Source organism: Pseudomonas sp. PIC25, assembly GCF_002286785.1.
Lineage (GTDB): Bacteria > Pseudomonadota > Gammaproteobacteria > Pseudomonadales > Pseudomonadaceae > Pseudomonas_M.
The window spans coordinates 58,527-69,748 of record NZ_MUJY01000098.1 but is presented as its reverse complement, the minus strand read 5'-3'; the positions used below and the strand labels follow the sequence as shown (position 1 = coordinate 69,748).

Below are 11,222 nucleotides of genomic sequence, written 5' to 3'. Positions count from 1 at the left end.
TGGATGGTCTGGAAGCGATAGACGGTTTGCTTGCCCAGTTCGTTGGTGACGGTGGTGGAGCCGTCGGCGTTGTAGCTCAGGGTGACCTTTTCGGCACCGCTGGCGTGTTCGCTGGAGATCGCGCGGCCCTGGTCGTCATAGGTCCAGGTGGCGTAGCGGATGCCGCGTTCGTCGGTGATGCCGGTGAGGAGTTTGGGGTTGCGGGGGTCTTCGTAGTGGTACTGGCGGACAAGCGTTTGGCCGTTCTGGTTGTAAGTTACACTATTTAATCTGTTACTGGTGTCGTATGAAAAGGAGGCTGTTGTATTGTCGGTTTTGATTTCAAGAGGTTGTCCGTCAGCGCGTTCGCGTATTTTTAATTGATTGCCAAGAGTATCTTTTATAAGAAGGGTGTCTTCCAAGTGATTTATCTCTACATGATGTGTAGTAGACTTTTGGTGGATGAGGCGCCCGTATTCGTTGAAAAGAAATTGAACATTGTCTCGAGAATGGTAGCTCCAGCCTGTCTCATGCTTTTTAAGATTTCCTGATATGTTTGGAGTGAGATGTGTTCCATCTATATCAAAAAAGCTTTCTCTGCCGTCGAAATTTATTAATGAAATCGCGTATGGAGTGATTTGCAGATTTGTTGAGTAATTGTGGCGCCAAAGCCCGTCAAGGCTGTTGTAGATGTAATTTGCGGAGAGTGGTTCGGCTGTAGATTTGAATTCAACCTGAAATTTATTCCCTATGGCAAAGTTAATAGGGTTTCCGGCTACTGTCGGAGGGGCGGAAAATGCTTCACTGCAATTGGATGGTGGCTGTCCTTTGTTCAGGTCGAAGGAGCATGCTCCAGTAGTGGGGTTGTATGTTTTTCCACCAAGGCAGCCGTTCCCAGCTCTCAGCATATAGGAGGTATAGGTGCTTTTTTGATTGTAATACTTATCTAGAGTACCTATGCGACAGTTAGAGCTTGAGTTCGGTCCGTTATAGGTTGATCCTTCATATGTATAGGTGTATCGATTGCTGGCTGCGTAGGATTTATACCATAAGAAAAAACTGTAACAGGTTTCCTCTGGGCTAGAGCCAGTAATAGAGGGGTTGGCAGAGGAACGCCAGAAAAAATCTTCTGCTAATAGTGGGTGTGCTATGAGGGTTGCAAATAATGAGATGAATACTTTGATCTTTGATGCTTTATTGAGAATTCTGTTTGGTTTCGAAGTGTTTGAAAGAATTTTGGAGTAATTGGATTTGGGTTTTCGGCTGATTTCTTCCATGGCGTGCCTTTATTGCTAATCTGTTATGTGCTTTTAAGATTAAGCAGAAATGGAAAATGTGGATTTAAGTTTTCCGAAAATAACTATCAATAGATATCGACTTGATCACGGAAATGCTTCTTGCCTTCAAAACGGCGCCGGACACTCGAAGCGCAAACGCTCGCCGTTCTGCGGATGGGTGAAGGCGAGCAGGCTGGCGTGCAGGCAGAGGCGGTCGTAGGCGGCCAGGGCCTGTTCGTGGGCGTAGAGGCGGTCGCCCAGCAGGGGGTGGCCGATGGCGAGCATGTGCACGCGCAACTGGTGGGAGCGGCCGGTGATGGGGGTGAGTTCGACGCGGCTGTAGTGGCCGCAGCGTTCCAGCACGCGCCAGAAGGTGAGGGCATGGCGGCCCAGTTCGTGGTCGACCACATGGCGCGGCTTGGTCGGCGGGTCGTAGCGCAGAGGCAGTTCGATGCGCCCGCTGTCCGGTTCGGGTTCGCCCCAGCAGAGGGAGGTGTAGGTCTTTTCGGTCTCGCGGTCGTGGAATTGGCGCGACAGTTCGCGGTGGCTGTCGGCATCGCGGGCGAGGACGATGAGGCCGGAGGTTTCCCAGTCCAGGCGGTGGACGATGCGTGCTTCCGGATAGCCGTTTTCCTGCAGGCGGGTCACCAGGCAGTCGCGGTTGTCTTCGGCGCGGCCGGGGACAGAGAGCAGCAGGGTCGGTTTGTTGATTACCAGGAGTGCGGCGTCCTGGTGGAGGATCTGGATGTTCGACAGCGGCATGATTGGCCCGGAAACGGCGACGGCGGCCCGGGGCCGCCGTCGTGTCACCTGCGGGAATCAGCGATCCGGCAGGGTGATGTTGAGTTCGAGGATCGAGCAGCTTCCCTGGTTTTCCAGGGCGACGTGCACGTCCTGCTGGTTGATGTTGACGTATTTGCGGATGACCTCGACCAATTCCTTCTGCAAGGCAGGCAGGTAATCCGGCTGGCTGCGCTGGCCGCGCTCGTGGGCGACGATGATCTGCAGACGCTCTTTCGCGATGGACGCCGTGGATTCCTTCTTGCGCTCACGAAAGAAGTCGAAAATGTTCATTCACGTCCTCCAAACAGCCGTTGCAAGAGTCCTTTCTTCTGTACGTCGAGGAAGCGATGCGGCTTTTCCTTGCCGAGCAGTCGGTCGACCGCGTCGCTGTACGCCTGGCCGGCGTCGCTCTGTTCGTCGAGGATCACCGGGATGCCCTGGTTGGAGGCCTTGAGCACGGCCTGGGATTCCGGGATCACGCCGAGCAGGCGGATGGCGAGGATTTCTTCGACGTCTTCCACGCCTAGCATCTCGCCCTTGGTCACCCGCTCGGGGTGGTAGCGGGTGAGCAGCAGGTGTTCCTTGATCGGTTCTTCGCCCTTCTCGGCGCGGCGCGACTTGCTGGCCAGCAGGCCGAGCATGCGGTCGGAGTCGCGCACGGAGGAGACTTCCGGGTTGGTCACGACAATTGCCTCGTCGGCGAAGTACATGGCCAGGTGGGCGCCTTTTTCGATACCGGCCGGCGAGTCGCAGACCACGTATTCGAAGTTTTCCCTCAATTCGTTGATGACCTTCTCGACGCCTTCCTGGGTCAGTGCGTCCTTGTCGCGCGTCTGGCTGGCAGCCAGTACGTACAGGTTCTCAAGACGCTTGTCCTTGATCAGGGCCTGGGTGAGTGTGGCTTCGCCGTTGATCACGTTGACGAAGTCATACACCACGCGGCGCTCGCAGCCCATGATCAGGTCGAGGTTACGCAGGCCGACGTCGAAGTCGACGATGACGGTCTTGTGCCCACGCAGGGCGAGGCCGGTACCGATGGCAGCGCTGGTGGTGGTTTTACCGACGCCACCCTTGCCGGAAGTGACTACGAGGATCTTGGCCAAGGTGATTCACCCCAAAGTAAAGAAAAGCAGGAACTTACGAGCGAAATCTGCGGCTCCGGTTCCCATTCAGGTCCTTGAAAATTCGCGGCAGTATCCGTTAAAGGCGGGTGATGTTCAACACGTCTCCCGACAGGCTGACCTGTACCGCTCTGCCCCACAGCGGGTCGCGTCTGAGGTCTTCGGCGACCTTGTACTGGCCGGCCACGGAGACCAGTTCGGCGGCGAGCTGCTGGCAGAAGATCCGGGCCTGGGCGTTGCCCTTGATGCCCGCCAGGGCGCGTCCCCTCATTGGCGCGTAGACATGGATGTTGCCATCGGCGAGAAGTTCCGCACCGGCGCTGACCGGTGCCAGGACGATCAGGTCGCCGCCCTGAGCGTAGACCTGCTGGCCGCCGCGGATCGGGGTGGTGATCACCTTGCTCGGACGGAACTCGGGTTCGGCGGGTTTTTCCGGCTTCCTGGGTGCGCCTTCGACCGGGTCGAGGGGTTTCTCGCGGGCGCCGGAGGGTGGTAGCACCGGGAGGTCGAGGGCATTGGCAGCGGCGATGTCTTCCTCGCGGCTGGCACGCACCGCCAGGGTGCGCAGGCCATGGCGGCGGCAGACGTCCATCAGGGCCGGCAACTCGAGGGCGCCCTCGCCCAGCGGCAGCTTGTCCAGCGCCAGCACCAGCGGGGTGTTCTGAAAGAAGTTAGGGGCCTGGGCGACCTTGGCGGTGAGTTGCCGGTCGAGGCGCTCGAGGTCGTTGTGCGCCAGCTCCATCACGGTGATGGCTAGCATGCTGCCTTTGAGCTGGAAGACGGGGTCTTGGTCGAGGAGATCGGCTTGGCTCATGGTCGGCCCACTGCAATGAATGGCGAGGACTTATAACCAGAACACCGATGGGCCGCAAGCCGGATGCAGTCCTGTAGAATGCCCGGCTTTGTCGTTCGTCCGGTTTCGTCCATGGATCGTCCTTCTTTCCGCGCCTCGTTCCTCCATCCGCGCTTCTGGCCGCTGTGGATAGGCCTTGGGCTGCTCTGGCTGGTGTCGCAGTTGCCCTACCGGGTACTGCTCCTGCTCGGACGCTTGTTTGGCGCACTGATGTACCGGGTGGCCGGTTCGCGGCGGCGGATCGCGGCGAAGAATCTGGAACTCTGCTTCCCGGACAGGTCTCCGGCGGAGCGTGAACGCCTGCTGAAGGAAAACTTCGCCTCTACCGGCATCGCCTTCTTCGAGATGGCCATGAGCTGGTGGTGGCCGCGGACGCGTCTGGCGCGGCTGGCCCATGTCGAGGGGTTGGCGCATTTGAAGCAGGCCCAGGCAGAAGGGCAGGGGGTGATCCTCATGTCCCTGCATTTCACCACCCTGGAGATTGGCGCCGCGCTGCTCGGCCAACGGCATACCATCGACGGCATGTACCGCGAGCACAAGAATCCGGTGTTCGACTTCATCCAGCGGCGTGGCCGCGAGCGGCACAACCCTGATGCGACCGCCATCGAGCGCGAGGACGTGCGCGCCATGCTCAAGGTGCTGCGCGCCGGGCGTGCCATCTGGTATGCGCCCGACCAGGACTACGGCGCCAAGCAGAGTCTGTTTGTCCCGCTGTTCGGCATTCCCGCAGCCACCGTGACCGCCACCACTAAGTTCGCCCGTTTGGGCAAAGCCCGTGTCGTGCCGTTCACCCAGACGCGGCTGGCCGACGGTTCCGGCTATCGGCTGGTGGTCCATCCGCCCCTGGCCGACTTCCCCGGCGAGAGCGAAGAGGCCGATTGCCTGCGCATCAATCAGTGGATCGAAACGGTGTTGCGCGAGCACCCGGAGCAGTACCTGTGGGCGCACCGGCGCTTCAAGACGCGGCCGCCGGGCGAGCCGAAGCTGTACGACAAGCGCGACCGCTAGCGCTCCTATACTCGAAGCAACAAGGTCCGGAATCCGCCATGAGTGCAGTCGACGAATCCGCCAAATCCGTTACCGGGCTGATCCTTTCCGGTGGTGGATCGCGGGCTGCCTATCAAGTGGGGGTGTTGTCGGCCATCGCCGACCTGCTGCCGGACGCCGCGCACAATCCGTTCCCGGTGATCGTCGGCACCTCGGCCGGTGCCATCAATGCAGTGGGGCTGGCTTGCGGCGCCTTACACTTCACCGAGGCGATCCGTCGGCTGACCGCCGTCTGGCAGGGCTTCCGCACCCATCAGGTGTACCGCAGCGACTGGCCTGGCGTATTGCACCAGGCCAGCCGGTTCATTGGCCATAGCTTGCTCGGCTTGGGCTCGCAGGTGCCGGTGGCGCTGCTGAACAACGCACCGTTGCGCGACCTGCTTGAGCGGGAGATCGATTTCAGCGGCATCGCCGCGGCCGTGGCGCGTCGTCAGTTGCGTGCGGTGGCGGTGACGGCGTTCGGTTACGAGTCGGGCCAGGCGGTGACCTTTTACCAGGGACGGGCGACCATCGACCCCTGGTTCCGCCATCGCCGGGTCGGGGTGCCGACCCGGCTGACAGTGGAGCACCTGATGGCCAGCGCGGCGATCCCACTGCTGTTTCCGCCGGTGAAGCTGAACCGCGAGTATTTCGGCGACGGAGCGGTGCGGCAGTCGGCGCCGATCAGCCCGGCCCTGCATCTCGGGGCCAACCGGGTGCTGGTGGTAGGCGTCAGCGGCAATCCGCTGGGGCGGGATGCCAACAGCGTGCTGCCGCGCCCACAGAGTGGCCGGCCGCCGACCCTGGCGCAGATCGGCGGGCACATGCTCAACAGCACCTTCATCGACAGCCTGGAAGGCGACATCGAACTGCTCGAACGGCTCAACCACATGAGCCGGCTGGTACCGAGCGGGTTGCATCCCCGGGGGCTGGGGTTGAAGCCGGTCGAGGTGCTGGTGATTTCGCCGAGCCAGCCGCTGGACCAGATCGCCGCCCGCCACCATCACGAACTGCCCCGCGCCCTGCGCCTGTTCCTGCGCGGCCCCGGTGCAACCAAGGCCAGCGGTGCCAGTGTGCTCAGCTATCTGTTGTTTGAGTCGGGTTACTGCAACGAGTTGATCGAGTTGGGTTATCAGGACGCGATGAGCCAGAAGGAGGCGCTGATCGGCTTCCTCGGCCTGGCACGGGTTCCGCCGCCCATCGAGGTTGCGTTGGGCGAATGACACGCCCCTGTGGGTGAATACCCACGATTTCCGTAGGAGCCAGCTCTGCTGGCGATGCTTTTGCGCTGCTCGATTTTTCGCGAGCAGAGCTCGCTCCTACAGGCCAGCCCAAGCCGCTTCTGTGGGAGCGAGTTCATCGCGAATGTAGATTCGTAGCCCGAATAAGCGCCAGCGCAATCCGGGGGAGTCACATGATCCCTTACGCCAACGTACCGTCCCGGTAATCCCGCAAGGCCTGCTCGATTTCCTCGCGGCTGTTCATGACGAAGGGGCCATACTGGACGATGGGTTCGCCCAGCGGCTTGCCGGCAATCAGCAATACGCGGGCACCGGCTGCACTGCTCAGGCGCAGTTCGCCCTGCTCGGACAACCGGGCCAGTTGGCGGGTCGAAAGCGCCTTTGGCGTGTCGCCGTCGAGCTGCACCTCTCCCTCGTAGACATAGAGCATGACCCGGTGCCCATCCGGCAGGCGAGGGGCGACCTGGCTGCCGGCCGGCAGGTGCAGGTCGAACAGGTAGGGTTCGCTGTGCGGACGTTGCACGGCGCCGTCCTGGCCCAGCTCGCCTTCCTCGAAGCGGCCGGCGATCACCCGTACCTCGACGCCTGCGGCGGTTCGCACGGATGGGAGCTCGTTGGGCGCGAAGTCACGGTAGCCCGGCTCGCCCAGCTTGTCCTTGCCCGGCAGGTTCAGCCAGAGCTGGAAGCCACGCATCGCGCCTTGCTCCTGTTCCGGCATCTCGCTGTGGATGATGCCGCGCGCTGCGGTCATCCATTGCACGCCACCGCTTTCCAGTCGACCGACGTTGCCCAAGTGGTCTTCGTGACGCATGCGCCCCTCGAGCATGTAGGTGATGGTTTCGAAGCCCCGGTGCGGGTGCGGTGGGAAGCCGGCGATGTAGTCGTCGGGGTTTTCCGAGCCGAACTCATCGAGCATGAGGAAGGGATCGAAGCGCTCGACGCCGGAGCCACCGAAGACACGGGTCAGGCGCACCCCGGCGCCATCGGACGCGGGGTGGCCGAGATGCACGGATTGCAGGGTACGGAACAGGCTCATCATGGGGTTCCTCCAAATGGGAATGGCGCCATGGTATGCCTGTGGATCAGATCAATGGTTGCGAATATCGCGACTAATCAATCGATATGATCGATTGATTAGTCCCTCGATAAGCGCTTTCCGTCGCCGCAAATACCTCAATGCCCTCGGTTGCTGGAGGTGTATGCGTCATACGAGGTTTTCAAATCTTGCCACTGCGCGACCAGCACCTCGGTGTTTGAAATTAATTGATGATGCGGGCCCGCGTGGTCGGGTTTCAGTTTCCTGTCCTTCAACTGCTTGACGATAGCGTCTGCGTTTTCGGTGACTTTGCGCGTGTTCTGCAGCAGATTACCGGCATCGACCGACAGTTGCTGGATGACAGGGTCGAGGGAATGCTTGTTCCTCGGGTTGGAAAGCATGGTCAAGGCATTTTTGAGGTCGTGCAGTTCTTGCAGGTTACTTTCAAGTTTATCGATGACTGGATTGGTAGCGGTCTTTGCGTGGTTGCCGGCTTCGTCGGGATGGTGTGAGTAGGAGGTGCGCAGAGGAAGATGGGAAGTGATCCAGTTTTTCATGTGGTAGGGGTCCATCGGTTGGCTGGAAATCAGGCGGGGTAGTACCGCACTCAGTTTCGATGAGCCCTGATGGGTGTCTGATCGGGATGCCTGGGTTCCCGGATGGTTATCGCTCTGCGAGCGATCTCGCGCTCTTCAACCGAACTGTGTTCCGCTGTTCAATGCGCCGGGCAGGGTGTCGGTGAACGGGTTTCTCCCGGCAGGTCGAAATCCTCGATCAACCGGCAGATGGCCTGGCCGTCAGGGGCGCACTCGGGTTTGCCTTTCCATTGGGTCAGTGCCTCGCGCATCACTTGGGCCAGGCGCTGGCATTCGGCGATGTGGGCTTCGAGGGTGCCGAGGCGCTCGCTCAGCAGGTCGCGGACCTCGCCGCAGGGCGCGGTGCCGCTGTCGGCGCGGGCGAGGATGGCTTGTACGTCCTTCAGACTGAAGCCAAGACGCCGGGCCCTGGCGATGAAGCGCAGCCGGCGCAGGTCCTCCCCGGCGTACTCCTGGTAGCCGTTGAGCGGATTGCGGGTCGGCCGCAGCAGGCCGAGATCGGTGTAATGGCGAACGGTCTCGCCGCTGACGCCGGCGGCCTTGGCCAGTTGGGCTACGCGCATGGTCATTCCTCCTGAGCCGCGCATTATAGGTGCGGCCGGCGAGGTGCGGCCGGCTGGGCGCGTATCAGGAACTCATTCGGCGATCTGCAGCTCGCGGGCACGGGTGTAGACGTAGCGCACCTTCTCGTATTCGAACGGCGAGTTCACCTGGCCGTAGCGGAAGTTGGTGGTGTAGCGCTGGTCGACCACGCGCAAGGCAAGGACTTCCGAGTGGTCGCCGCTGACCTCGGAAACGTTCAGGAAGTTGATCTGGCTCTCGGCGGCGAAGTCCACCACCAGGCCACCGGTGTCGCGCAGGTTGGACGGACCGAGGATAGGCAGCACCAGGTAGGGGCCGTCCGGCACGCCATAGAAGCCGAGGGTCTGGCCGAAGTCCTCGCGCTGCTTGGGCAGGCCCATGCGGGTCGCCGGGTCCCACAGGCCGGTTACGCCGATGGTGGTGTTGATCAGCAGGCGCCCGGTGGTCTGCATGGCTCGCTTGCCTTTGAACTGCAGCAGGCTGTTGAGCAGGTTGGGTACGTCACCCAGGTTGCCGAAGAAGTTGCTCACGCCGCTACGCACGAAGCGCGGCGTGACGAACTCATAGCCGCGCACTACCGGCAGGAACACCCACTCGTCGAAACGGTAGTTGAAGTGGTAGACGCGGCGGTTCCACGAATCCCAGGGGTCGTAGACGTTCAGCGCCTGCAGCGTGGCGCGTTCGAACTCGCGCTGGTCCAGTGCCGGATTGATCTTCAACTGGTCGAGGGGACGCTTGAAGCCGTCCTCATCGGTTTCGGCCATGGCCAGGCCGTGGCCGAACAGCAGGGCGAAGGCGAGGAAGCGGCAGTGTCTAACCACGGAAATACTCCAGCATGGCCTTGGTGTTGACGCGGTAGTTGAGGTTGCCGCAGTGCCCGCCCAGCGGATACAGGGTTAGCCGGTCGCCCAAGGTGCGGCGTAGGAAGCCGAGGTCGCCGGGGCCGAGGATCACGTCGTCGGCGTTGTGCATGACGGCGATCTTGTCGCTGGTCTTCAGGTACTCCTCGAGGGCATAGAGGCTGACCTGGTTGACCATCTGGGTGAGGCTGCCGCCGTCGTAGCGGGCACGCCACATCGGGATCAGTTGCTCGGTGATGTAGCAGTCGAAGTCGCATTGCAGGGCGCGCTTGAAGAACGGCGAGAGATCGGTGCCCTCGTCGATCGGATACCTGGTCGGGGTAATCAGGCCGCGTCGGTTGATCAGGTCCGAGGTGAAGGCGATGTCGGCCGAGGAAAAGCGGAACGAGGTGCCGATCAGCATGGCCATTTCTTCGTTCGACAGGCGCTGGCGGGACTGTTGGAAGTCGTAGAGCAGGGCGTCGTTGAGGTCGATGTAGCCGCGCTGCTGGAAGTAGCGGGTGAGCTTGGCGAGGACGACCTCGTAGAAGGTGTTGTCGTCGTCGATGCCTTTGACGCGGGTCTGCACCAGGCGGTCGAGGTTGGTCACCGAGGTGTAGAGGTTGACCGGTGGGTTGAGCAGCAGCACGCGCTTGAAATTGAAGCTGCGGCGGGTTTCGTCGAGCTGGCTGACGAAGGCGGCGTGCAGGCCGCCCAGGCTGTAGCCGGTGAGGTAGAACTCGGTGATCGGCAGCTTCGGATGCTGGGCGCGCACCGCCTGCATGACTCGATAGAGATCGTCGGCATCGTCCGTCGACAGCCCCGGCGTGGCGAAACGCGAGGCGGCGGCCATGAAGTCCCAACTGCTCGGCGAGGACAGTTGCACCACGTGGAAGCCGGCCCCGTAGAACAACTTCTTAAGGAACTCCATGGTGCTGTTGGAATAGTGCGCGCCAGTGCCGGCAATGATGAAGATCAGCGGTGCGGGCTTGTCCTGCCGGGCCAGGCGATAGCGGAGCGTCTTCACCGGCCAGAAGTTGCTTGGCAGCTCGAATTCGCGCTCTGGGCGCAATTTGAGGCTGTAATCGGACTGGTCTATGTCGTCGTCGGTTGGCAACTGTGGACGCAGTTCCGGCGGCGTGGTGGCGATGGTCGCTTCGAAGGGATTTTCCAGCGGATAGCCATACCCGGCGGGGTCGATATCCTGCGCCAATAGCGGCGCACCGAGGATGAGGCCGCCCAGGAGTGCGGCAAAACGGGCGAGGCGGGGCATGGTTTTCCCTTTCGATGAGAAGCTATCGCGCACGAGCGTATGCGCAGGCTATGACATCTGTAAACGCAGCGAGTGCCATTATTCGGGGAATTTCACTCCCGTTCCGGGAGGTAGTAGTGCCGTTCGCCGCCAATCGCTGTCCGATGGACAGCCTTGCCGTCCAGTCAGCCCCTTGCGGCGGCCGAAAGGCCCGTTATCCTGTCGCGATTTTCCCTGGAGCTTCCCATGTCTCGCCGCGCGTCCCTGATTCTCCTGCTCATTTTTCTGCCCCTGTGGCTGGCCGCCAGCTATGGCCTGCGTTTCGCGTTGATGGAGGACGATCGCTGGGTCGGGCTCTGCGTGGAGGAGGCTGCCCGCTGGGAGTGCCAGTTGCGCGCCGGCATCGGGCTGCTGATCCATTTCAAGGTGATCGCCCTGGCGGCGCTGGGAACGGCGGCGTTGGCCTTCTTCCTGCCCGGTCGGGCGGGGCGTGGGCTGGCGGTGCTTGGGTTGGTCTTCGGCCTGCCGGCGTTGGTGTTGTATAGCGCCAGTCTTGCCGTCTTCGCGGTGGTGATCGCCGCCCTGCGCTTGGTGCGGGGTAGCGGGTCGGCAACTGCTTGAGCACCGACGGGGTGGA

12 protein-coding genes and 1 pseudogene are annotated in these 11,222 nt (G+C 61.5%); 3 read left to right on the top strand and 10 right to left on the bottom strand.

Annotated elements, in window-relative coordinates; all coding sequences use genetic code 11:
- The 5 genes and pseudogenes from BZL41_RS27975 to minC form a co-directional block, all read right to left on the bottom strand.
- Nucleotides 1–1,256, bottom strand: a pseudogene (locus tag BZL41_RS27975) (RHS repeat protein); the annotation flags it as partial.
- A 126-nt stretch (nucleotides 1,257–1,382) separates the two neighbouring features.
- Nucleotides 1,383–2,018 carry an RluA family pseudouridine synthase gene (locus BZL41_RS12050; RefSeq protein WP_095599516.1) on the bottom strand — a complete coding sequence of 212 codons (636 nt, stop codon included), beginning with the start codon at nucleotides 2,016–2,018 and terminating at the stop codon, nucleotides 1,383–1,385.
- A gap of 57 nt (nucleotides 2,019–2,075) precedes the next feature.
- A complete protein-coding gene (gene minE / locus BZL41_RS12045; RefSeq protein ID WP_084334836.1) occupies nucleotides 2,076–2,330 on the bottom strand; it encodes a cell division topological specificity factor MinE in 255 nt (84 codons plus the stop codon).
- Nucleotides 2,327–3,142: a septum site-determining protein MinD gene (minD, locus tag BZL41_RS12040; RefSeq protein WP_084334834.1), complete on the bottom strand. Its 816-nt coding sequence runs from the start codon at nucleotides 3,140–3,142 to the stop codon at nucleotides 2,327–2,329. The genes minE and minD overlap by 4 nt, the downstream gene beginning before the upstream one ends.
- 97 nt (nucleotides 3,143–3,239) lie before the next feature.
- Nucleotides 3,240–3,974: a septum site-determining protein MinC gene (minC, locus tag BZL41_RS12035; RefSeq protein WP_095599515.1), complete on the bottom strand. Its 735-nt coding sequence runs from the start codon at nucleotides 3,972–3,974 to the stop codon at nucleotides 3,240–3,242.
- Nucleotides 3,975–4,085: 111 nt separating this feature from the next.
- On the opposite strand from minC, the gene BZL41_RS12030 reads away from it, so the two are divergent.
- Nucleotides 4,086–5,021, top strand: a complete 936-nt coding sequence (locus BZL41_RS12030; RefSeq protein WP_095599514.1) for a lipid A biosynthesis lauroyl acyltransferase — start codon at nucleotides 4,086–4,088, stop codon at nucleotides 5,019–5,021.
- Between the two features lie 38 nt (nucleotides 5,022–5,059).
- On the top strand, nucleotides 5,060–6,262 hold the full coding sequence (locus BZL41_RS12025) for a patatin-like phospholipase family protein (protein WP_095599513.1): 1,203 nt from the start codon (nucleotides 5,060–5,062) through the stop codon (nucleotides 6,260–6,262).
- A 199-nt stretch (nucleotides 6,263–6,461) separates the two neighbouring features.
- Here the strand turns inward: BZL41_RS12025 and BZL41_RS12020 are convergent, their stop codons facing one another.
- The 5 genes from BZL41_RS12020 to BZL41_RS12000 all read right to left on the bottom strand — a co-directional run bounded on the left by BZL41_RS12020 (nucleotide 6,462) and on the right by BZL41_RS12000 (nucleotide 10,606).
- Nucleotides 6,462–7,316 (bottom strand): pirin family protein, encoded by an 855-nt coding sequence (locus BZL41_RS12020; protein ID WP_095599526.1) that lies wholly within the window; start codon nucleotides 7,314–7,316, stop codon nucleotides 6,462–6,464.
- Between the two features lie 137 nt (nucleotides 7,317–7,453).
- Complete coding sequence (locus BZL41_RS27970) at nucleotides 7,454–7,873, bottom strand: hypothetical protein (RefSeq protein ID WP_143518072.1); 420 nt, start codon at nucleotides 7,871–7,873, stop codon at nucleotides 7,454–7,456.
- Nucleotides 7,874–8,031: 158 nt separating this feature from the next.
- Entirely contained in the window at nucleotides 8,032–8,475 is a 444-nt protein-coding gene (locus BZL41_RS12010) for a MerR family DNA-binding protein (RefSeq protein WP_095599511.1), read from the bottom strand.
- Between the two features lie 72 nt (nucleotides 8,476–8,547).
- The gene (locus tag BZL41_RS12005) at nucleotides 8,548–9,258 is read right to left on the bottom strand and encodes a VacJ family lipoprotein (protein WP_095599525.1); all 711 of its coding nucleotides are present in this window, start codon (nucleotides 9,256–9,258) and stop codon (nucleotides 8,548–8,550) included.
- A gap of 49 nt (nucleotides 9,259–9,307) precedes the next feature.
- The gene (locus BZL41_RS12000; protein WP_095599510.1) at nucleotides 9,308–10,606 is read right to left on the bottom strand and encodes a serine/threonine protein kinase; all 1,299 of its coding nucleotides are present in this window, start codon (nucleotides 10,604–10,606) and stop codon (nucleotides 9,308–9,310) included.
- A gap of 225 nt (nucleotides 10,607–10,831) precedes the next feature.
- Between BZL41_RS12000 and BZL41_RS11995 the strand changes: the two genes are divergently transcribed.
- Nucleotides 10,832–11,206 (top strand): hypothetical protein, encoded by a 375-nt coding sequence (locus BZL41_RS11995; protein ID WP_095599509.1) that lies wholly within the window; start codon nucleotides 10,832–10,834, stop codon nucleotides 11,204–11,206.
- Nucleotides 11,207–11,222: the final 16 nt, after the last annotated feature.